Annotated in this window: 28 protein-coding genes and 1 pseudogene; 10 read left to right on the top strand and 19 right to left on the bottom strand. The window is 34.7% G+C overall.

What is annotated here, in order from left to right; translation table 11 throughout:
* Positions 1–301: 301 nt before the first annotated feature.
* The 5 genes from PQF83_RS01640 to dltD all read left to right on the top strand — a co-directional run bounded on the left by PQF83_RS01640 (position 302) and on the right by dltD (position 4,618).
* Entirely contained in the window at positions 302–448 is a 147-nt protein-coding gene (locus tag PQF83_RS01640; RefSeq protein WP_000440293.1) for a teichoic acid D-Ala incorporation-associated protein DltX, read from the top strand.
* Positions 449–460: 12 nt separating this feature from the next.
* On the top strand, positions 461–1,975 hold the full coding sequence (dltA, locus tag PQF83_RS01635) for a D-alanine--poly(phosphoribitol) ligase subunit DltA (protein ID WP_000770523.1): 1,515 nt from the start codon (positions 461–463) through the stop codon (positions 1,973–1,975).
* Positions 1,972–3,138, top strand: coding sequence for a D-alanyl-lipoteichoic acid biosynthesis protein DltB (gene dltB, locus PQF83_RS01630; protein WP_000127926.1), 1,167 nt, complete (start codon positions 1,972–1,974; stop codon positions 3,136–3,138). The genes dltA and dltB overlap by 4 nt, the downstream gene beginning before the upstream one ends.
* A gap of 68 nt (positions 3,139–3,206) precedes the next feature.
* A complete protein-coding gene (dltC, locus tag PQF83_RS01625) occupies positions 3,207–3,446 on the top strand; it encodes a D-alanine--poly(phosphoribitol) ligase subunit DltC (protein WP_000807310.1) in 240 nt (79 codons plus the stop codon).
* Positions 3,443–4,618, top strand: coding sequence for a D-alanyl-lipoteichoic acid biosynthesis protein DltD (dltD, locus tag PQF83_RS01620; protein WP_001030285.1), 1,176 nt, complete (start codon positions 3,443–3,445; stop codon positions 4,616–4,618). The genes dltC and dltD overlap by 4 nt, the downstream gene beginning before the upstream one ends.
* 17 nt (positions 4,619–4,635) lie before the next feature.
* Here dltD and PQF83_RS01615 read toward each other — a convergent pair whose 3' ends face one another.
* Positions 4,636–5,730: an NAD(P)H-dependent flavin oxidoreductase gene (locus PQF83_RS01615; RefSeq protein WP_000495257.1), complete on the bottom strand. Its 1,095-nt coding sequence runs from the start codon at positions 5,728–5,730 to the stop codon at positions 4,636–4,638.
* Positions 5,731–5,845: 115 nt separating this feature from the next.
* Between PQF83_RS01615 and PQF83_RS01610 the strand changes: the two genes are divergently transcribed.
* Entirely contained in the window at positions 5,846–6,766 is a 921-nt protein-coding gene (locus PQF83_RS01610) for a S66 peptidase family protein (protein WP_272792284.1), read from the top strand.
* A 179-nt stretch (positions 6,767–6,945) separates the two neighbouring features.
* On the opposite strand, the gene PQF83_RS01605 is transcribed toward PQF83_RS01610, so the two are convergent.
* The 3 genes from PQF83_RS01605 to PQF83_RS01595 form a co-directional block, all read right to left on the bottom strand.
* Positions 6,946–7,344, bottom strand: coding sequence for an SseB family protein (locus PQF83_RS01605; RefSeq protein ID WP_000435208.1), 399 nt, complete (start codon positions 7,342–7,344; stop codon positions 6,946–6,948).
* A gap of 86 nt (positions 7,345–7,430) precedes the next feature.
* Entirely contained in the window at positions 7,431–7,985 is a 555-nt protein-coding gene (locus PQF83_RS01600) for a cysteine hydrolase family protein (RefSeq protein WP_001064616.1), read from the bottom strand.
* On the bottom strand, positions 7,978–8,469 hold the full coding sequence (locus tag PQF83_RS01595) for a carboxymuconolactone decarboxylase family protein (RefSeq protein ID WP_001997023.1): 492 nt from the start codon (positions 8,467–8,469) through the stop codon (positions 7,978–7,980). Before PQF83_RS01595 ends, PQF83_RS01600 begins: the two co-directional genes overlap by 8 nt.
* 63 nt (positions 8,470–8,532) lie before the next feature.
* On the opposite strand from PQF83_RS01595, the gene PQF83_RS01590 reads away from it, so the two are divergent.
* On the top strand, positions 8,533–8,985 hold the full coding sequence (locus PQF83_RS01590; protein WP_001175495.1) for an Lrp/AsnC family transcriptional regulator: 453 nt from the start codon (positions 8,533–8,535) through the stop codon (positions 8,983–8,985).
* Positions 8,986–9,085: 100 nt separating this feature from the next.
* On the top strand, positions 9,086–9,268 hold the full coding sequence (locus tag PQF83_RS01585; RefSeq protein WP_000707103.1) for a DUF3913 family protein: 183 nt from the start codon (positions 9,086–9,088) through the stop codon (positions 9,266–9,268).
* Between the two features lie 29 nt (positions 9,269–9,297).
* On the opposite strand, the gene PQF83_RS01580 is transcribed toward PQF83_RS01585, so the two are convergent.
* The 12 genes and pseudogenes from PQF83_RS01580 to PQF83_RS01525 all read right to left on the bottom strand — a co-directional run bounded on the left by PQF83_RS01580 (position 9,298) and on the right by PQF83_RS01525 (position 19,153).
* A complete protein-coding gene (locus tag PQF83_RS01580) occupies positions 9,298–10,311 on the bottom strand; it encodes a CPBP family intramembrane glutamic endopeptidase (RefSeq protein ID WP_000558792.1) in 1,014 nt (337 codons plus the stop codon).
* A 201-nt stretch (positions 10,312–10,512) separates the two neighbouring features.
* Entirely contained in the window at positions 10,513–11,289 is a 777-nt protein-coding gene (locus PQF83_RS01575; RefSeq protein ID WP_000475445.1) for an ABC transporter permease, read from the bottom strand.
* Complete coding sequence (locus PQF83_RS01570) at positions 11,289–12,191, bottom strand: ABC transporter ATP-binding protein (protein ID WP_000528779.1); 903 nt, start codon at positions 12,189–12,191, stop codon at positions 11,289–11,291. Before PQF83_RS01570 ends, PQF83_RS01575 begins: the two co-directional genes overlap by 1 nt.
* A 14-nt stretch (positions 12,192–12,205) precedes the next feature.
* On the bottom strand, positions 12,206–12,994 hold the full coding sequence (locus tag PQF83_RS01565; RefSeq protein ID WP_000804799.1) for a hypothetical protein: 789 nt from the start codon (positions 12,992–12,994) through the stop codon (positions 12,206–12,208).
* Complete coding sequence (locus PQF83_RS01560) at positions 12,991–13,689, bottom strand: ABC transporter ATP-binding protein (RefSeq protein ID WP_000137737.1); 699 nt, start codon at positions 13,687–13,689, stop codon at positions 12,991–12,993. Before PQF83_RS01560 ends, PQF83_RS01565 begins: the two co-directional genes overlap by 4 nt.
* Positions 13,686–14,066, bottom strand: coding sequence for a GntR family transcriptional regulator (locus PQF83_RS01555; protein ID WP_000687514.1), 381 nt, complete (start codon positions 14,064–14,066; stop codon positions 13,686–13,688). The genes PQF83_RS01560 and PQF83_RS01555 overlap by 4 nt, the downstream gene beginning before the upstream one ends.
* A 216-nt stretch (positions 14,067–14,282) precedes the next feature.
* Positions 14,283–15,251: a class 1b ribonucleoside-diphosphate reductase subunit beta gene (gene nrdF / locus PQF83_RS01550; RefSeq protein ID WP_001203021.1), complete on the bottom strand. Its 969-nt coding sequence runs from the start codon at positions 15,249–15,251 to the stop codon at positions 14,283–14,285.
* A gap of 81 nt (positions 15,252–15,332) precedes the next feature.
* Positions 15,333–16,283: a ribonucleotide reductase gene (locus PQF83_RS01545; RefSeq protein WP_073536430.1), complete on the bottom strand. Its 951-nt coding sequence runs from the start codon at positions 16,281–16,283 to the stop codon at positions 15,333–15,335.
* Positions 16,284–16,665: 382 nt separating this feature from the next.
* Positions 16,666–17,793 (bottom strand): annotated as a pseudogene (locus tag PQF83_RS01540) (ribonucleotide reductase N-terminal alpha domain-containing protein); the annotation flags it as partial.
* Positions 17,780–18,139 carry a class Ib ribonucleoside-diphosphate reductase assembly flavoprotein NrdI gene (gene nrdI / locus PQF83_RS01535; RefSeq protein WP_000959450.1) on the bottom strand — a complete coding sequence of 120 codons (360 nt, stop codon included), beginning with the start codon at positions 18,137–18,139 and terminating at the stop codon, positions 17,780–17,782. The pseudogene PQF83_RS01540 and the gene nrdI, both read right to left, overlap by 14 nt.
* 476 nt (positions 18,140–18,615) lie before the next feature.
* Complete coding sequence (locus PQF83_RS01530) at positions 18,616–18,933, bottom strand: hypothetical protein (protein WP_000502211.1); 318 nt, start codon at positions 18,931–18,933, stop codon at positions 18,616–18,618.
* A gap of 25 nt (positions 18,934–18,958) precedes the next feature.
* Entirely contained in the window at positions 18,959–19,153 is a 195-nt protein-coding gene (locus PQF83_RS01525) for a hypothetical protein (protein ID WP_000356683.1), read from the bottom strand.
* 245 nt (positions 19,154–19,398) lie between these two features.
* Here PQF83_RS01525 and PQF83_RS01520 point away from each other — a divergent pair, with 245 nt between their 5' ends.
* Positions 19,399–19,977: a GNAT family N-acetyltransferase gene (locus PQF83_RS01520; protein ID WP_000619530.1), complete on the top strand. Its 579-nt coding sequence runs from the start codon at positions 19,399–19,401 to the stop codon at positions 19,975–19,977.
* Between the two features lie 33 nt (positions 19,978–20,010).
* On the opposite strand, the gene PQF83_RS01515 is transcribed toward PQF83_RS01520, so the two are convergent.
* Together PQF83_RS01515 and PQF83_RS01510 are read right to left on the bottom strand one after the other, a co-directional pair.
* Entirely contained in the window at positions 20,011–20,613 is a 603-nt protein-coding gene (locus PQF83_RS01515; protein WP_000703127.1) for a phosphoglycerate mutase, read from the bottom strand.
* Between the two features lie 88 nt (positions 20,614–20,701).
* Positions 20,702–20,884 (bottom strand): hypothetical protein, encoded by a 183-nt coding sequence (locus tag PQF83_RS01510; RefSeq protein ID WP_001997014.1) that lies wholly within the window; start codon positions 20,882–20,884, stop codon positions 20,702–20,704.
* A gap of 231 nt (positions 20,885–21,115) precedes the next feature.
* Between PQF83_RS01510 and PQF83_RS01505 the strand changes: the two genes are divergently transcribed.
* Complete coding sequence (locus PQF83_RS01505; protein ID WP_001165081.1) at positions 21,116–21,301, top strand: YkvS family protein; 186 nt, start codon at positions 21,116–21,118, stop codon at positions 21,299–21,301.
* Positions 21,302–21,356: 55 nt separating this feature from the next.
* Here PQF83_RS01505 and queF read toward each other — a convergent pair whose 3' ends face one another.
* Positions 21,357–21,854, bottom strand: coding sequence for a preQ(1) synthase (gene queF / locus PQF83_RS01500; RefSeq protein ID WP_000918895.1), 498 nt, complete (start codon positions 21,852–21,854; stop codon positions 21,357–21,359).
* Positions 21,855–21,864: the final 10 nt, after the last annotated feature.

The raw sequence follows: 21,864 nt of genomic DNA, 5'->3' as shown, positions 1-21,864 counted from the left end.
AAACTTTACTCTGTCTCGAGTGATTAATAAAAACAAATACTCTATTTTTTCGCATTCTTATAGTCCACTTTTATGTATTCACACAATCCACTTCCTATTTACATATCAAATCCATTACAAATTGATGCTGAATGTAATATAATTGCTAAGTTAGGGATTTTCTTTTTTAGTATTTAGTGCTAATATCAGAAAAGAGCCTTTTGACTTATTTTTACCTAAAATGTGGAATTTTGTTTTTTTCACAATAATGTAGGACATGATACCTACAAAGAGCTATTATTTCATTAAGAGAGGGAAAGACATGGAAAGATTAAAAGAGATATGGTCTCGACCACTCACACAATGGGTTGCAAAGACGGTTTATTACCTTGCAATTTTATTTGCATTACTTTGGTTGTATGGATTCCATGATACAAACACAAGTACATTTATTTACAATGAATTCTAGGGTGGGAACGTTATGAAGTTATTAGAACAAATTGAAAAGTGGGCTATTGAAACGCCTGATCAAACTGCTTTTGTTTGGCGAGATGCGAAAATTACGTACAAACAATTAAAGGAAGATTCTGATGCGTTAGCACATTGGATTTCTTCTGAGTATCCAGATGATCGTTCACCAATTATGGTGTATGGCCATATGCAACCTGAAATGATTATTAACTTTTTAGGATGTGTAAAAGCTGGACATGCTTATATTCCTGTAGATTTATCTATCCCAGCTGATCGTGTACAACGTATCGCTGAAAATTCTGGTGCGAAACTACTTTTATCAGGAACTGAAGTAACTGTAACTGATTTACCAGTTCGCATTGTAAGTGAGGACAACTTAAAAGATATTTTCTTTACTCATAAAGGGAAAACTCCAAATCCTGAACATGCGGTAAAAGGTGATGAAAACTTCTACATTATTTACACATCAGGAAGCACAGGTAATCCGAAAGGGGTTCAGATTACTTATAACTGCCTTGTAAGTTTTACAAAATGGGCTGTAGAAGATTTCAACTTACAGACGGGGCAAGTATTCTTAAACCAAGCACCTTTCTCATTTGATTTATCTGTCATGGATATTTACCCATCATTAGTAACAGGTGGTACACTTTGGGCAATTGATAAAGATATGATTGCACGTCCAAAAGACTTGTTTGCTTCTTTAGAGCAATCGGATATACAAGTATGGACTTCCACACCATCTTTCGCAGAAATGTGTTTAATGGAAGCATCTTTCTCTGAGAGTATGCTACCAAACATGAAAACATTCTTATTCTGCGGTGAAGTGTTACCAAATGAAGTAGCTAGAAAATTAATTGAGCGTTTCCCGAAAGCAACAATTATGAATACGTACGGTCCAACTGAAGCTACTGTCGCTGTAACAGGTATTCACGTTACAGAAGAAGTGCTTGATCAATACAAATCACTTCCAGTTGGCTACTGTAAATCAGACTGCCGCCTTCTTATTATGAAAGAAGATGGTACGATTGCGCCTGATGGTGAAAAAGGTGAAATCGTAATTGTTGGTCCAAGCGTAAGCGTTGGATATTTAGGAAGCCCTGAATTAACAGAAAAAGCATTTACTATGATTGACGGTGAGCGCGCCTATAAAACAGGCGATGCTGGCTATGTTGAAAATGGTCTTCTATTCTATAATGGTCGTCTTGATTTCCAAATTAAGCTGCATGGTTATCGAATGGAATTAGAAGAAATTGAGCATCACCTTCGTGCGTGTTCTTACGTAGAAGGAGCAGTTATCGTTCCAATTAAAAAAGGTGAGAAATACGATTATTTATTAGCGGTTGTTGTTCCTGGAGAACATTCATTTGAAAAAGAATTCAAATTAACATCTGCAATCAAAAAAGAACTCAATGAGCGATTACCAAACTACATGATTCCACGTAAATTCATGTATCAATCTTCTATTCCAATGACACCAAATGGAAAGGTAGATCGCAAAAAATTATTGAGTGAGGTTACAGCATGACCGCATATGGATCATTTTATTTTTTCGCTATAGTGGGCATTTTATTAATACCTACTATCATAGCTGGACTAAAAGGTAAAATGTTGCGTAAATATAATGCCGTTTTAACATTAGTCATGATTGCTATTATCTTCTCGGATAAACCGAAGCAAGCGATTATGTTAGCTGCATTTATTATTTGGCAATATGCCCTTATTAAAGGCTATTTACTTTTAAGAAAACAAAACAATAGTACATTCATGTTTTGTATAGCTGTTATTTTATCGATTTTGCCACTTATTTTGGCAAAAATCGCACCATTTGTACCTGAATTGCATTTTATTGTTTTCGCAGGTATGTCTTACGTAACATTTAGAGCTGTACAAATGGTCTTTGAAGTTCGTGATAATTTAATTAAAGAACTTTCCTTCTTTAATTTCTGGGAGTTTGTTTTATTCTTCCCTGCGATTTCAAGTGGACCTATTGATCGTTACCGTAGATTCCAAAAAGATATTCAAAAGCCGCCTAGCGCTGAAGAATATCAAAAGTTACTATATACAGGACTTAACCGTATTTTCCAAGGTTTTCTGTACAAATTTATAATCGCGCACTTAATAACAACATATCTTGTAAAGGCCGTATTCGCCAATCAAGATACACTTTTATCTAACGTGATTTTTATGTACGCTACTAGCATGCAATTATTCTTTGACTTTGCAGGTTATAGTGCGTTCGTAATTGGTATCAGTTATATGATGGGAATTAAAACTCCTGAAAACTTTAATAAACCGTTCCTTAGTCGTAATATAAAAGACTTCTGGAACCGTTGGCACATGAGTTTATCATTCTGGTTCCGTGATTTTATCTACATGCGTTTCGTCTTTTTTGCAACGAAGAAAAAGTTAATTAAGAACCGATACACTATTTCGTATATCGGTGCATTTTTAAACTTCTTCATTATGGGAATTTGGCACATCCAAGGAAGCGCTGTTGCGCAGTATGTTATTTATGGTCTATATCATGCCGCACTGTTTATTCTATTCGATATTTTCGAACGAAAAAACAAAAAGCATAAGTTTTGGCCAAACAACAAATTTACACACGTCCTTGCGATCGTAATTACGTTCCACGTTGTATGTTTCGGTTTCCTAATTTTCTCTGGACACCTTAACAGATACTTTTAATGCACCCTTCTTATACCATTAAGAAGTTGCACATATATTATATTTCGGATATAAAGGAGATTTTAAAAATGGCAGAATTTAAAGAGCAAGTATTAGATATTTTAGAAGAAGTATGTGAAAACGATATTGTAAAAGAAAACTTAGATGTTCAATTATTTGAAGAAGGTATTCTTGATTCTTTCGCTGTAGTATCTTTATTAGTTGAATTCCAAGAGCGTTTAGATATTGAAGTTTCTATTTCTGATTTTGATCGTGACGAGTGGGCTACTCCAAACATGGTTATTAAGAAGTTGGAAGAAATCCGATGAACAAAGCAAAATTTGGTCCGATGCTTTTAGCATTGGCCCTTTTTGCTGTATTCCTACTTATTCCGACGCGCTTTCTACTCCCGCTTTTAAGTGACGAAAAAGTAGAACAAGCTGCAACTTCTTTAAAAGAAGAAAAGATTCAAAGTATGATTTTACAGCAAAAGATGTTAGCAGACTCGAAATACCTTCCGATGTATGGTTCATCGGAATTCGCACGTATGGATGCTTACCATCCATCAAATTATTTCAAAGTAAAGCCTGAAGGATTCACACCATTCCTACTTGGACGTGGCGGAACACAAGACCTTGTACATGTATTAAACTTTGCATCTACGATGGATCAATTGAAGGATAAGAAAATGGTATTCGTTCTTTCTCCGCAATGGTTTGTGCCACAAGGTATTGATGAAACACACTTTGCACCTAACTTTTCAAAGCAACAAGGTTACCACTTCATTTTCAACGATGATGTAAAACCTGAAATGAAAAAGCAAATTGCAAAGCGTTTATTAAACTTTGAGATCGTTAAGAAAGAAACTTTATTAAAAATTTCGCTTGAAGGTATCGTTTACGATGATACAAAGCATAAAGTAAAAGCACTTGCTGCTAAACCTTTCGCTTATATTTATCGTAACATTTTAGATCGTAAAGATTTATTTACAGCTATGTTTAATATTAAACCGCATAAAGAAAAACTTGACCCTTCATTAAAACAAATGAGCTGGGAAGAGGCTCGTAAACATGCAGATCAAACAGGTGCAGCAGAATCTGGATCTAACAATTACGGTATTGAAGATGGTTACTTCAACAGCAAAATCAAGAAAAAATTAAAGCAACGTGAAGGCTACTTAAAAAATGATGCTTATGATCAATCACCAGAATATGAAGATTTACAAATTGCACTTGATTTATTAAAACAATCTGGTGCAAAACCACTCTTCATTTCTGTTCCTGTAAAAGGTCCTTGGTACGATTACGCTGGCTTCCCGAAAGAACGCCGAGAATTGTACTATAAGAAAGTTCATGAGCAAATTGAGAAAGCTGGCTATCCAATTGCTGACTTCTCAAATCATGAGTATGATAAATACTTCTTAAAAGATCACATGCACTTAGGTTGGAAAGGCTGGGTTTATATCGATGAAGCCATCCAACAATTTTATAAAGCAAACTAATGAAAAGACCGCTTGAATTATTCAAGTGGTCTTTTTCTATATACATTTTGCAATTGTTCAATTGTGTTATCTGCTTCTTTCATCACTCTCTCCACTACATGCTGAGCTGATTCTATTCGTGCTAATGATGACGCTTGTCCTGCCCAAAGTGACATATATTCTCCATTATTTTGCTTTGCTGCTTGTTGGCGTATTTTAGAGGTTAATACATTTTGCACCGGATACATCGGAAGGTCTTCTTCTTTCCCTTCATGCTTCTCTATAAATTCATTACGAATACCTCGTGCATATTTCCCGGAAAACGCACGAGTCACAGTTGTACTCGTATCTGTACTACGTAAAACCGCTTTTTTATACACGTCATGCGTAATACTCTCTTCACTCGTTAAAAAGGCTGATCCCATTTGAACAGCTTCTGCTCCCAGTGTAAATGCAGCAACAAGCCCTTGCCCGTTCATTACACCACCTGCTGCAACAATCGGGATATGCGGAACTGCTGCTACTAGCTGCGGAATTAATGCAAACGTACCAATCATAGCGTCCTGTTCTTTCCCGATAAACGTTCCTCTATGCCCTCCTGCCTCGCTACCTTGACCGACAATAATGTCTACTCCTAATTCAGCAAGCACTTTCGCCTCTGCCACATGAGTAGCTGTGCCGATGACTTTTATTCCACTTCTTTTCAAATCATTTATCTCTTCTTTTTCTAACGTTTGAAACGCAAAGCTAACGACTGGTACTTTTTCTTCTACTAACACTTGTAATTGTTCTTTATAACTTTTTGGAAGCTTTACATGCTCTTCTTCCTCTATACCGAATTCTCTATTCACTCCGCTAAGTAATCTCTTTGCCAAGTTTATCTTCTCTTCTTCTATCTGTATCTCTTTTGTTAAAAGTAAATTAACACCGAAGGGCTTATCTGTTAGCTCCCTTATTGTATAAATTGCTTCACGAATTTGTTCTGGGCTCATATAGCCTGCTCCAAGCGTTCCTAATCCTCCGCTATTACTCACAGCTGCAACGAGTTCTGGCGTCGTAATCGCACCCGCCATACCGGCTTGAATGATGGGATACTTAATTTGTAATGTATCTATGACTCGACTTGTAAACATTGTTTCTCCTCCTATTCTCTTTATATCTTCTTTATTTGACAAACTTTTCCCTTCTTTTACAAGGATTGAACTTCCTATGAAGCGAATATATTGAAAGTGAAGGAGGCTGAAAACAATGATATATCCAAATGCATTACAACAAGGTGATACAGTAATGATTATTGCACCGTCCGGGCCACCAACAATTGAAAATGTATTAAAAGGTGTAAAGGTATTACAAGAAATGGGTTTATCTGTAGTAATCGGGAAGAGTGTTTATGAGAAATATGGATATTTAGCTGGAAGGGATCAAGTCCGGCTTGATGATATACATGAAGCATTTTCAAACCATGAGGTAAAGGCCGTTTTCTGTACACGGGGTGGTTACGGTAGCGCTCGTCTCCTCCCTCACATTCAATATGAAATCATTCGGCAAAATCCAAAAATCTTTTGGGGATATAGCGATATTACAGCTTTACATACTGCCTTTTCACGTTATGCAAAGCTTATTACTTTTCATGGCCCAATGGTTGAAGAATTAGGGAAAGGGGTAGATTCTCTTTCTTTATCTTCTTTCAACCAACTATTTCATCCGTATTCAACCATCTTATCTGCTTCAGAATGTATCGTACCTAGCTCTTCCCGTACAGTTACAGGTCAGTTAGTTGGAGGCAATTTAGCGGTGTTAACGAGTATCATTGGCTCCTCCTACGAGATAAATACAGCCAATAAACTTTTATTGCTTGAAGACATTGGGGAAGAACCGTATCGCGTTGATCGTATGTTAAATCAGCTACTTTTATCTGGAAAGTTTCATGAATGTAGTGGTGTTATTTTTACAAGTTGTCATGACTGCACTCCTTCTAAACCATCTCAATCATTGCAAACAATACTATATGAATATTTCACTTCATATGCTATACCTGTCCTATTCGGTTTACCGATTGGACATATAAGCCCAAACATCGGAATCCCTCTTGGAGCTACAGCGACAATAAATACAAATAATAAAACACTCTCTATTTCTTCTGGCATAGCCACTCCGTGTTCAAATTAAAAAGGAAAAGCAATTCAGCTTTTCCTTTTATCCCGCTTTAATGGGCAGTAAGACCCCCACATCAAAATTCAGCGAAAGTAAAGAAGTTAGGTGGGGGTCGGGCTGCCCATTAAAGCCCGATTGGTTCAACTAATAATCAGTGGGGGATGAAGAAAACCCCCACTGATTAAAGCTTCACTTTATTTATAATAGTTAAAAATTCGTCCAGATGCGATATCTGCAATTTCTTCTGGAATAAATGTTTTACTTATATCAGTACCGACATTTAATACTGCTGTAGCATCTTTCTCAATGCTACCAAATAATTCTTTCCCACGTATCGTAATAAGGGGTGTTCCTTCTGGCAACACATCTTTTACAAATTCCATTTGTGTAAAGAACGGAACGATCCATCTACCCTCTCCTTGGAAATGACGCAAACGAAGTATCCCTTCTGTTGCACCTTCCTCTGCTTCTAATGAGCCAGCAACATAAAACTCAGTAGATAAGAGCAATTCATAAAATTCCTTTTGCTTTTGTTTGTCATCCCCTGCTACAACAAGTACTTCTTCTATTCTCTTTACCGGAATTTGCTCCATACGATGCCACCCCTATTTTTAAAATGATTGTACTTAGATTATACGAAATATTCTTATTTTTTTCTACATAATTCGCAATTATTTTCTTAAAATAATTTCAATACTTCTTTTGTCGTCATAATTGTAGCAAACTCTTCATGTAAATTTACAAGTGTCATATTATGAATATCTTCTGCACTATACTCTTTACCATCTAGACCATTACGGTTAAAAGTAGCCGTCGCATCACTCACTAAATATGTTTTAAATCCTAAATTCCCTGCCATTCGTGTCGTAGTCTCCACACAATGATTTGTCGTTAATCCTACAATCACTACTGCATTACATTTGTTCTCTCTTAATTGCTCTTCTAAATTTGTCCCAATGAATGCGCTATTAACAGATTTTTGAATAACCACTTCACCTGGTAGTGGTTGCAACTCTTCTTTAAAGTTGACTGTTTCCGCTCCCTCATAAAACATCGACTGATCATTTTCTTTATTTACATGTTGAATATGAAAAACTGGTCGTTTCCTTTTTCTCCATTCTGCTAACAAAATTCTCATATTTTCTTCAGCAAAAAGATTATTTCTCTCACCCCAGTATGGTAATTGAAACGCCTTTTGTACATCAATTATAATAAGTGCTATTTGATTATTCATCATTTTCTCCTTCTTTCGGCTGTAATTGAAATAGAAAACCAAATTGTTGTGACGCAGTAATAAAACAAATATACGCACAAAGCTCTACAATTTCTTTTTCCGTCCAGTATTGTTTCAATACATGAAACATATTATCATCTATCGCCTTTTTGTCATGAATAAATGTATGCGCAAAAGTAACTGCTACACCAATTTCTTCTACCTTTTGCATATCATCAGGCCTTCCCTTCGCCATACAGTACGGGCATTCATTCCCATACGCTAATGTTCTTCTCACTTGCTCCTTTAACTCTGCTGAAAGAGTTCCTTTATTGTATAATGTATTTTCTAATGTACTCCACGAATGTAATATTTCCGGATTATGACCTAATAACCTTTGAAACTTTGTATCTCCTACATTTGATAATGAAATTCTCTCCATTATTTTTCCTCCTATTCCTTTCAGTTTTATTGTAAAATAAATAAAGTTCTCTTTACATTTCATATGAATCTTAATTTATATTTTTCCTTTACAAAAATTATCATTTTACTGGAGGTATATTTACACATGCAACTAGATCGTGTTGATCGAAAAATTTTAAATGAATTATATAATGATAGTCGCCTTTCCATGCGTGAATTGGCGAAACGAGTAAACTTATCTGCTCCGTCTACTGCAGAACGTGTTCGTAAGCTCGAAAGTGAAGGCGTTATCCAAAAATACACAATCGATATCGATTATAAAAAAGCAGGACTTGTTTTAGACTGTATTTTAGAAATCACTTTAAAAAACGGGGATACAACGCGTATGCAACAGTTTATTCAGTCTTATCCGTCCGCAAGTTTTTGTTACCGCGTAACAGGAAGCTTATGCTACATTGTAAAAATTTCTGTTCCTTCACTCGTTGAACTTGAAGAATTTATTAATGATGTTTCTTCATATGCAACGACTGTTTCTCATATCGTATTATCAGAAATATCTCTTACTCCTGATATTGAACATATCTTTCCAGAAGATTAATTAATTTTTATTCATAAAATATATAAAAACCCCTTACAATAAGAATAAAAATAATATATTATGTATTAAAATACATATAGTTCGAGAAAGGGGTTTTACATTGAAAATCTGGTTTTATGAAAAAACGGCACAATTAGATGACTTGCTTGGCATTTGGGACAATGTTCCGACTATCCCTCGAATTGGTGAAAAAGTTGAGATTTTAAAAGCAGTCCGCACTGTTACAGATATTAAATATGTAAAGAACGGCAATAATTTTCGTGTGGAAATTATTACAAAGTAAAAAGTAGCTCACAAGGAGCTACTTTTTACTTATCTATCATGCGCTTTCTTTATAACGATTTTATCGTCTTCTACAGATACTGTTACATAATCATTTTCTTCTAACCCGAGCTTATTTACAGCCTCATCTGGTAGCTCTACAGCCATCAATCTATCTGTTACAATCACTTGACTATACACTTCATTTTCTTGTGATGCACTCACTACTTTTTCCTCATTTATGAAGCGCACTGGTGGCACACCCACTTCTTTTACCGTACGCCATTGTTTCCAAACGTAAGGAATTAACCAAAGTAATCCAACAACTGTAAGACCGATACCGATCCATAAATTACTTTGCGCTTGTAATTCAGGAATTGAAATTGCGCTACTCTCTTCTCCGCCAACAAATTGCATACTTGTTGCAATTAAATTATTTAGAGCGTGTACAGCGATATTCGTCCATATATTTTGTGTCTTTATGTATAAAAGACACATAACAACACCAAACATGAACGCACCAATAACATCAAAATGTCCTAAGCCAAAAATAATGGAAGATATAATGACAGCTTTTTTAATCCCCCATTTATAAGCCATTCGCTGTAAAAAGAAGCCCCTAAAAATAACCTCTTCCATAATTGGTGCTAATACACATGCTGAAACGAAAGTAAATATCGTCATATATATGTTACTCGTATTAATAACATTTCCGTCTTCTAACATAGTAACTAAGAAATTCGGTAACGTATGTGCTAATATGTAAAATTGAATATGAGATATACCGACTGAAAAAATCATTCCCATTATCGTTGCTAATACAATTAATCCCCACGGTAAACTTCCTGGCTTATCAAAAAAACTATTAAATACAACATTATTTTTATTGGTTTTTACGTATAACCAAAATAACGGAAATACAAAAAACAAAGTTATTTGTGAAATAACCTCCGTTGTATTCTCAGAAACATTTGATAGACCTAATGGGATCATCGTAAGGAACAGCCCTATGATCATCCATCCAAAAAAGCTACGTAGCCTTATACGTGAAAATGCATAGTGCATATAGAACACCTCCAAAGTTAGTAAAAGTAAATGGGCGGATAACTACATTATAATATGAATATAGTTGAACTCTTCCTATTTTTCTCAATTACTTTCAAACAACATATCTATTAAAATACTATATTACTGCTCTTCAAGTTGCACTACCTGAGCAAGTTATGTAATAAAAATCCCCGTTTTTACAAGCGGGGATTTCTTTTATTATAATACGTCACGTTTTTGGAATAATGCACTTGATGCTACAAGCAATACAACAAAGTATGCAGCTACAAGTAATAATGAAGTTGTAAACGTAAATTCTGTGAATGTAGGTTCTACTCCGCCACTAATTAATTTATTGCCATCGTAAGCTCTTAAATCCAAATGGAAGAATACTATAAACTTCGCTACGCCTTTTGCAAACATCATTAATACCATATTAATTGCTCCTTGTAAGAAGAACAGGAACATCGTAATAATTAATGGTAATACAGATTTTCTAAATACGTTTGCTAAGAAAAATGCAAGCGTCGCAAAGAAGAGCGGTGAAAGTACTTGATATAAGGTAGATTTCATTACGATTCCTAACGTTAATTCTGTTTTACTACCATCCATTACAATTAATCCAATAATCATAGCAATTAACGTACTAGCAAATATGATAAATACTATAGTAAGTAACACTGTAATATATTTAGAGAATAAAACTGTCATTCGTTTTCTTGGACGGATTAATAACTGCTTAATTGTACCTTTTTGGAACTCATCCGTAATCATACGCGAAGCAATCGTAATGCCAAAAATTGTTGCAAACAAAGTAATTAAACCAATCTCTGAACTTGCAAAATCTAAATAGGATCCTTTAAATTCACTTCCATCTCCCCATTTCAGCATCGCTAAAACTCCCAAAATCTCCAATACTGCAATAACACCAATTAAAATATACATTCCTTTTTTCGCATGCAGCTTTAAAAATTCATTTTGAATTAATTTAAACATTACGCTTTCACTCCCCCTGTAATCGCTAAGAACTCATCCTCTAACGTTTTATTTTGAACAGTAACTCCGTATACAAGCACATCGTCATTCACAAGTTTCTTTACAAGTTGCGGAATTTCTTCTTTCGTTACAGATACTACAATGACATTTCCTTGCGCCTTACCTTTAATGATTTCATTTGCTTTCTGTACTTGATCTACTTCAAACGCTACAACTACTGTCTCATCATGTTTTGCTTGTTCATGTAAGTTGTACTCTTGTACAAACTCACCTTGCTTAATAATAACGACGCGATCACACATGAGTTCAATTTCACTTAATAAGTGACTTGATACGATTACAGCAATATTCTCTTCTTTCGCTAAACGTTGTAAATAATCACGAATTTGACGAATACCAGCTGGATCTAATCCATTTGTCGGTTCATCTAAAATTAAAATTTTCGGCTGATGAAGTAATGCCTGTGCAATTCCTAAACGTTGTTTCATACCAAGTGAATATGTTTTCACCTTTTTATGAATCGCATGCTCTAATTCAACCAGTTTTACAATTTCAGCAATGCGCTCTTTACTAATTTGTGTAATTGCCATGTTCGCAAAATGCTTTAAGTTTTGCATTCCTGTCATATAATCATATAGTTCAGGATTTTCTACAATCGCTCCAATTTTCTCTAGCGCCTTTTCACGCTCCGTGCGAATACTATGACCACAAATTGTAATATCGCCCTCTGTCATTGAAATAAGACCTGTCATCATACGGATCGTCGTTGTCTTACCGCTACCGTTTGGTCCAAGGAACCCGTATACTTCCCCTTCACGAACTTCAAATGATAAACCACGAATAATTTCCGTTCCACCAATTTTTTTTCGAACCTTCTCTAATTTTACTACTACGTTTCCCAATGCTGATTCCTCCTTTAGACTTCTAGTTTTTTATCGATTATGCGACCTGTTATATAAACAAGTAGAATAAATATTCCTATAGAAAAACTAAGGCTATATAAATTCATAAGTTTTTCCGGATAGAGAAACACATCCGCTCCTGATGTTTCATCTATATATACTAATTTTTTTATTAGAGGTGCAGCAGGTGCAAGACCGCCCAACATTCCATATATAGTACCTAATAATTTTGTTACTAGTAAAAATAAGAAAAATACCATTGGATATTTTAACTTCTTCTTTTTCAAAGAAAACACTTTAACGCTTGCTACTGAAAAAAGTAATACTAGCAATATGCTAGATAAATTAAATACATATAACATAGTACTAAAGAGGTGCTTTAGTGGATTGAATACACTTTGAGTAAATAATACTTCATAGAGCTCTGTACCTTTTATTATTTTCATAGAAATACCATATAAAAAAATAGAACCCATTAATTCAAAAATAAGTAAATAAATTACAACGTATAACAATATTGCTAAAACAATCTTTTTACCCGATATCGATGTTAACCGAAATAATGTGCTTTCAGTCATTTTTCCAAATGCAGACACCGCCTGAATAACTATCATTGCTAAAAAAGTTATATATACTAGAATAACGAAACTAACTATAATTGTTTGTCTTACTTCTCCTGATTCTTGCTTAATATAATTCCCCAAACTTACGAAAGCTACAGCGATAACGAATATAAATGATAGCAACGAAATAATAATTTGCTTTTTATTTATATTGTACATGTATATTAAGCTCGGCTTCATCTACTAAACACCTCCTTAAACACATCTGTGACCGCTTTCCCTCTTTGAAAACGTAATTCTTCTACATTTTCATACAATACAATTTCCCCATCTTTTAAAAAGATTACTTCATCAAAAATATTTTCAACTTCATTTATTAAATGAGTCGAGATTAGGATTGTACAATCTTCTCTATAAAATTGTAGAATAAGTTCCAGTACGTGTTCCCTAGAAATGAGATCAATCCCGCCCAACGGTTCATCTAGTACGTATAACTTCGCTTTCCTCGAAAATGTTAAAATGATTTGTAGCTTTTCAACCATCCCTTTTGATAAAGCTGTAATTTTTTCTTCTAACGGTATTTTAAACTCCGCAACCGTATCTACCGCTTTTTGAATGTCGAAGTCTTTATAAAAATCGCGGTAGAAAAATATAGAATCTTTTACTGTCATCCAATCATCAAATACTGGTTTATCAGACATAAAAGAAACGATTTCTTTCGTTTCTAACCCTACCTTTTTACTAGCGATTGTAATACTACCTTCAGAAGGGTGCTGCAGACCAGCAATCATTTTCAATAACGTCGTTTTCCCGCTCCCGTTATCTCCAACAAGTCCAACAATTTTTCCTTCGGTAATCTCTATGTTTAATTCACGAATCACTGCTTTTAATCCGTATCTCTTCCATAAGTTTTCTATTTTTAATAGCTCTGTCATTCGCTCTCCCCCCTTTTCTCATGTAATGAAGAACGAAGAATTGTAAGAATTTCTTCTTCTGAAAAACCTAAATTGTCCATTCCATCTATAAAAGAGTGAAGTAATTCTTTCGCCATCTCTTTCCGCAGCTCCATAATTTTCTCCCCTTCATTCGTTACATATCGTCCCATTCCCCTACGTGTTACAACAACCCCATCTCGTTCTAGCTCTTGAAATGTACGCTGGATCGTATTTGGATTTACTTGTAATTCACTCGCTAATTCACGTACAGAGGGAATTTTATCACCAGGCAACAAATGTCCTGTTACGATTTCTTTTTTTATGTATTCCATTACCTGAATGTAAATTGGTGTATTTGGAGAAAATTCTATTTTCATTTCTTCCCTCCTTTTGTATTGGTGTACTAGTTAAATAATACACCGATACAAAAGGATTGTAAATACCCATTTAATTACAAAAAAGTTCTATCCATTAGCCAGATAGAACTTTCCAAACAGAAATCGTTATACAAAAATAATAATGTTATGTAAACAAATCCATAAAGAAAAGCTGCCTTATCAATGAATAAGACAGCTTTTCTTTATGATCATATATTAAAAATTAAACACGAAGTCATCATCAGATAACTTTTCAACGTTCGTTGCTTTTACGTAACCATTTCCTTTTACAGAGAAGAAATCATGGTTTTTCGTATCTGTACGTAAACCATTTAAAACGATTGGGTTAATTTCTTCTTCTTCAAACTTCGGCTCAAGTCCTAAGTTCATAAGTCCTTTATTCGCATTGTAACGAACGAAACGATTTACATCCTCTACAAGACCAATAGAAGTGTAAATTTCTTCTGTGTATGCCATTTCAATTTCATATAGTTCCATTAATAACTCTTGCGTTTCTTTTTGCACTTCTTGTTGATCTTCTGCAGAAAGTTCCGCGAAGATTTGTTGTGCTAAAATACCGACGAATACGCCGTGAATTGACTCATCACGAATTATTAAGTTAATAATCTCACCACTTGCCGTCAGTTTACCTTGACCAGCTAAGTAAAGCGGATAAAAGAATCCACTATAGAATAAGTAACTTTCTAAGAACACACTTGCTACCATTGCCATGTATAACTCTTTTTTCGTCACTTCAGGTTTTAATAAACGACGATAGTAACTCGTAATAATACCAGCCTTTTTCTCAAGTAACGGATGAGTATCTACCCAGTCAAAAATCTCATCGATTTCTTCTTCAGTAGCTAACGTCGTGAAAATATGACTGTAACTCTTCGCATGTACTTCTTCCATTGCACCCATGAAAGCTAATACACTTTTCGCTTGTAAATTTTCAAGGTGAACAAGTACAAGTGGCATCCCTTCGCCGCCTTGTTTCGTATCTAAAAGTGTTAAACCACCTAATACACGCTTATAAGCAACCTGCTCTTCTTTTGATAATTGCGCCCAAGTATTTTTGTCAGAAGACACTGCGATTTCTTCTTCTGTCCAAAACTGAGCGATGTTTTGCTTCCAAAACATTAAACTAAAATCATCTTCTTTTTTGTTCCAGTTTACCGCACGCATTCAATCGCCCCTTCTCTAAATATGATAACTAAGCATGAGCAGGGTTCAGAAAACCCTGCTCATCATGTCTCACTTTTTATATTAAACGGTACAAGCCACACACTCTTCCACGCTTAATTTACGCGTTCTCGTATAATACAGACTCTTTAAGCCTTTTTTATGTGCATAGATGTAGTAACGTGCTAATTCACGTGTTGAAATATCACTATTAACGTAAAGAATTGTACTAATCCCTTGGTCAATATGTTCTTGAATTTCTGCGATTAAATCAATTAATTTAAACTGATTCATATCGTAAGAAGATTTATAGTACCAGAACGTATCTTTTGATAAATACGGCATTGGATAATATGTTGTCGCATTCGCATACGTTCTTGATTCGATTTGACTTACGATCGGCATTACGCTTGAAGTTGCATTTTGAACGTAACTGATTGATTGTGTTGGAGCGATAGCAAGACGATATGAGTTATATAAACCATTCTTCTGTACTTGCTCTTTTAAACTTGTCCAATCTTCTTTTGTTGGAATATGAATTCCTTCAAATAATTGCTGAACTTTTTCAGTTACTGGACTGTAATCTGTCGTTTCATACTTTTCAAAGTATGTGCCGCTCGCATAATCAGATTTATCGAAGTCTTTAAATGTCTCGCCTTTTTCTTTAGCGATTTCCATACTTTTCTCAATAGAGTAGTAATTTAACATCATAAAGAATGTACGAGCGAATTCTTTCGCTTCTGCACTTTCATAAGCGATTTTATTTTTTGCTAAATATCCGTGTAAGTTCATTGCGCCAAGTCCAACGGAATGAAGCTCATCATTAGCTTTTTTCACAGTTGGTGCATTCGGAATAATCGTCATATCAGAAACAGCTGTTAAAGCTTCCATTCCCGCATGAACCGCTTCACGAATTTCTTTGTTTTCCATTACATTTACGATATTTAACGATCCTAAGTTACAGTTAATATCACGACGAATAATGTCATCTGTACCGTAATCATTTATTTCAGAAGTTTCTTGAAGCTGGAAGATTTCTGTCTCGAATGTTCAACCGAGTTCGCTACTCCTCAGTCCGTTGCTCATGCAACTGCTGTATGTCACCATACAGGACAGACTATATCATCACCTACAGCATTACCTGATTAGGTGCTCCGCTTTTCGAACGCCAATCGCTTGCGCTCTACTCCCATAAGGGATAGTCGTTAGGCTTTTACTTATCTTAATCTTTCAGAAAGTCTCTTATTACTTTATGTTGTCCCATAACTCTGCTATACAAAATAATAAGATACATTCTGAACTTTTATATTTTCATTCTAAGATAAGATTTAGCACGGTAGGTTACCTCAAATTTGAGGCTTTCCCCGTTTAACGGAGTTTTCGACTAGCATTTCTACTAGAAGGTGCTACATATTTAACACAAGTTCGACATCTTCACAGTTCCAATATCCTTCAGTGGATGTTGATTATTTGCATTTGATTTAAACATTAAGTACGGATAACCCGACTCAAGCTGAATCATAGCAATTTTAATAAGCATATCACGTGCACTAATATCTAGCGGCTTCTTCTTCACTTTCGGATTGCTCATTAATTCATCGTACATTTCATCGATATCAATGTCATCTAAATGCTTTCCGTATTCTTTATACACCGTATAAGGCGCGAAAACATGGAAAGGTTCGTTTTTCTCAGCAAGCTCAAAGAACTTACTTGGAACGATAATTCCGATTGATAGAGACTGAATACGGCTCTTCTCATCGGCATTTATTTTTTTCGTATCAAGGAATTCAATAATATCCCAATGGAAAATGTTTAAGTATACTGCGCCAGCACCTTTTCGTTGGCCAAGTTGATTCGCATATGAAAACGAATCTTCAAGTAACTTCATAACAGGTACTACACCACTTGCAGCGTTGTCGATACCTTTAATTTGCTCACCGCGTGCGCGTAGCTTAGATAAGTTTAAAGCTACTCCACCACCGATTTTTGATAATTGCATTGCAGTATTAATGTTAAAGCCGATTGAATTTAAGCTATCATCCATCTCTAACAAGAAACAAGACACCATTTCTCCTCTTCTGCTTCTTCCCGCATTTAAAAAGGTTGGTGTCGCTGGTTGGTAGTTTTGTTTGACAATCATGCTTGCGAATTGTTTTGCCTTCGCAACATCACCGCGTCCTAAGTATAATGACACAATTGCTACACGATCTTCATAGCTTTCTAAGTATTGTTTTTGATCATTTGTTTTTAACGCATAATCTTTGTAGAACTTAGATGCTGCCATATAAGATTGGAACTCGAAGTTTTCACCATAAGCGATGTTATATACCTCTTCTACTTCCTCCAAGTTATACTCGTCCAGAACGTTGTAATAGTAATCATGTTCTTTCATATACTCCATTCGCTCTGCCACGCTATTAAAATGAACGGTATTCTCTCTAGCTTCTTCCATAAAGACTTCTAATGCCTCTTTATCTTTATGAAGCTGATAAAAACCGTCCTGCATTTGCGTGATTTCATTATTCAGTTCAATGTGTCGCAATCTCCCGCACCCTTTCCTTAAAATATTCTACATCGTTATTTGTTCCTGATAACTCAAATTTTGATACAATAGGCACTTCATATTTAGCAGAAATTTTGTCAGCACTTGCACCGAACATGTCTCCCCAGTTACGATTGCCGCTTGCAGATACGCCTTTTAATTTTTCATTATTGCGCTCTAAAAATTCTAAAACACGTTCTGGTACATTGCCAAAACCTGTTGTATACGTAATTAAAATAAAGTCTTCATCTATTACTAGATCTTCACCAATTTGAACGGCCGGCATATTTAATTTGTGAATGAAACGCTTCACGTTTCCTGTCATAGAATCATATGCAACTAACATTTCCGACCCTCCCTTTTCAATCTATACTCTCTGTATGTTGTTTCTTGATTTCTCTATATATTGTATTACGTTTCAAAATAAGACACAAGATATATGTATAAATTCTTTCTTTTTTTAACTTTTACTTTTCGACAAGACCGTCGTTTTTTTTCAATACAATGACTATGAAACAACATTCTAAAACTCATGTCAATAAAGTGCTTTTCAAAAAAGTTGTCAACGAATTTAACCTTATTTTTAAAAAAGTTACCAATATATTTTGTCATAAAACGGCAAATGCTGGAGGAATATATTTCTCCAGCATCACGCAAAAAAGAACAGACATGAAACGATAATCTGTTCTAAAAAACGATTACATTTATCAATTTTACTTTATTAAATATTATACATATACTTTCGATTCGCGTTACATACTAAAAGATAACTATTATAGAAAAAGATTATTATTATGGAAATTCAACTTATTTATGAAAAGATTATGCAGAGTGCTCAATACGCAAAATATCTTTTACAAATATATGATGTGGATTTTCATCTTTATCAATCATTGTACATACAGGAGCTTCTTCATCAAAGTACACAATCATTCCTTCAACGTACTGACATGTATGTTGAACTTGTACAGTTACTTTAATTTCTACAGCCTCTTCATATGCTCTTTTTATTTTCTGAAGCATTTTTGTCGAACACTTTCTTTTCTCTGGATACATGACCATTCCCATAAATCGGTTGCCGGCTCTATCTTTCCACATATAATCCCAATGCGGTAATATGCCTTGTTTAAAATCGCCCATAAGTCTCCTCCCTATATTCTTCTAGTTACGAACGTGGCGTTTCTGAGTATGTATAAATGACTTGTCCGCCGCGCTGTGCGTTACCAATGAAATGTTTAAAGTCTTCTCGATTTACTAAAACTTCTCTGAACGTATAAAATACATCTTTCGTAACAACATACTCCTTTATTTCACCATTTTTCAGCTGATCCAAAATTGTATTTGCTAATTCTTTATCCATGTATTTCACCTCTATGCAATATTTTATTTTAACTTATATTCTATAGGTCAACAACTGTAAAATTATCCAGATGCTATACCTTCATTTCATTTTCATTATTTTTCAAAAGATATCTCTTAATTATATGTCCACTAAATATCATATACTAACATAGCTACTTCTCTATATCAAACATTTCGACATTCAATTATGCAAAGTTTCACACCGCTATGCTACAATATATGAATAGAACTAGGAGGGATACTATGATTCGGAAAGCAAAAAAGACAGATGCGAAACTGGTAGCACCTTTATTGTATAACGCTCTGCACGAAATTGCTGAAAAAATCACAGGTAGCACAGTTGAGACAGAAGTATTACTAGGACTTGAAACATGGTTCTCAAAAGAGAAAAATCGACTGAGCTATGAAAACTGTTTTGTATATGAACAAGACGGGGATGCAGTTGGAGTTATTGTCGCTTATCACGGTAGTGAAGCAACAATGCTTGATGCACCAATCGTACATCACTTAAGAGAATTACATAAAGATGAATCGATTACGTTAGAAAAAGAAGCCGAGCTTGATGAATATTACATTGATACTTTATCCGTTTCAAGTGTATATGGCGGAAAAGGAATTGGTTCTAAATTAATTGAAGCTGCTGAAATACATGCAACTGAAAAGGAGTATGAAAAAATCGCATTACTTGTTAATTTAGAAAACAAACGTGCCTATTCACTATACGAAAAACTAGGTTATAAAAAAGATCAAATCGTTATGCTTGTAGGCGAACCTTATGCACATCTCGTAAAACCATTAAACATCAAAATTTCTATATCTTAAAAAAAGCACACGATTTATATAAATCGTGTGCTTTTATGTTAAATTCGTATTTAATACATTTCCATTCATCGCCTCATGAAACGTATATGTTGTACATCCCCATGGCTCTCTGTGCAAAATAGGAGAACCAGACCATCCCATCGCTCTCAGTTCGGCACCAATCATTACATTCACATAATTATGACCTACAAGAGCAATACTTCCATGTACGAGAGCGTAACGATGTAATAAGTAAGCCGCTTGTCTCGCCCTCTCTCTTACTTCCTTATAAGACTCAACATCTTTATGGTAACCAAGTATCCATACTGTTCGTCCGATAAACATCCATACGTTAGGTTTACACTTCAACCATTTTGGAGCATAAAAGCTCGTCGGAACTGTAGCTTCTCTAAAGAGAGAATTTTGTATAAACGATAAAGAATCCATTAATTCAGCTGCTGACTGTACAGCGCACTTTTGATCACTCGTTACAATCAATTTTGCCGCTTCAACCGCTTCCCTTGTTTCCGTAGGTATTGGTACTTTTTTTGTTATAGTATGTAAGTCATATCCTTTCATCCATTCATGAAAGGATGTAACCGTCATTGGTTCTATAGTACGATTTAAGCGACCATGACGAATAAAAGAAATCTTCATTCTTTCCACTCTCCATTCATCACTTACGAACTCTATTATGTACTATTTTTACATATCATACCACGCAAAAAAAGAAAGTTATACACCTTTACATATCCCCGCCACTCTCATGTGTGACCCCAGCATGTATACCATCCATCCCATCAAAATATGTAGTCGTTTCATGATGACGAATCTTTTTTAAATGTATATAAGAAAATACAAATAAAATTAATGCTATAACACTCCCCACAAATTCAAACATCATTTTACCGCCTCTAATTTCTCCCACTTTAATAGGTTATTGTATTTCTTTATTATAACTCTATATAAAGATTTTTTCATTTCTCCTTTTTTTCTCAAAAAACATGGCTTTTCTACATATTTTCTTACAAAAAGTGAATATTTTTCGAATTTTTACTTTGAAAACATTTACAAAACAGGAAACATAGTTCAAAATAAAGGAAAATAAAAAATCCCAAATTATTCTTTTTTGGAAAAACTGTAACAAGGAGAGTTGCTTATGCAGATCGCAGAAACTGGAGATATCATTGAATTTAAAGGTGGAATGCAAGGCCGTGTTCAAAAAGTAAATCAAAACTCTGTTATTGTAGATATAACAATTATGGAGAATTTTAGAGAACTAGATATGGAACCTCTTACAGTTGTTAGTCATAAAAACTATACTGTCATTAATCAAAATGCATAATATAATAGAAAGAAAGGATCTGTATAACATACAGATCCTTTCTTTCTATTATATATTAACGATTATCAATTGTTTCTGGATATAAATCATGGTTCATCATGCGGTAGTCAGCCATTTGTTCATACTTCGTTCCTGGGCGACCGTAGTTACAGTAAGGATCAATTGAAATCCCTCCACGTGGTGTGAATTTACCCCATACCTCGATGTAACGTGGGTCCATTAATTTAATTAAGTCATTCATAATAACGTTCATACAATCTTCGTGGAAGTCACCATGATTGCGGAAACTAAATAAATATAGTTTTAAAGATTTACTCTCTACCATTCTTTGTTCTGGAATGTAGCTAATATAAATTGTCGCAAAATCTGGTTGGCCTGTTTTCGGACATAAGCTTGTAAATTCAGGACAATTGAATTTTACAAAATAATCACGGTTTGGATGATTATTATCAAAAACCTCTAAAATTTCTGGGCTATATTCAAATAAATATTTTGTATTTTGATTTCCTAATAATGTTACATCTTTTAAATCTTCATCTAATCTTCCTGCCATTTTAAACATC

The organism is Bacillus sp. FF-1 (assembly GCF_028548245.1).
GTDB classification, from domain to species: Bacteria; Bacillota; Bacilli; order Bacillales; family Bacillaceae_G; genus Bacillus_A; species Bacillus_A paranthracis.
Note: the sequence above shows the minus strand (reverse complement) of the source record. Positions and strands in the feature narration are given on the sequence as shown.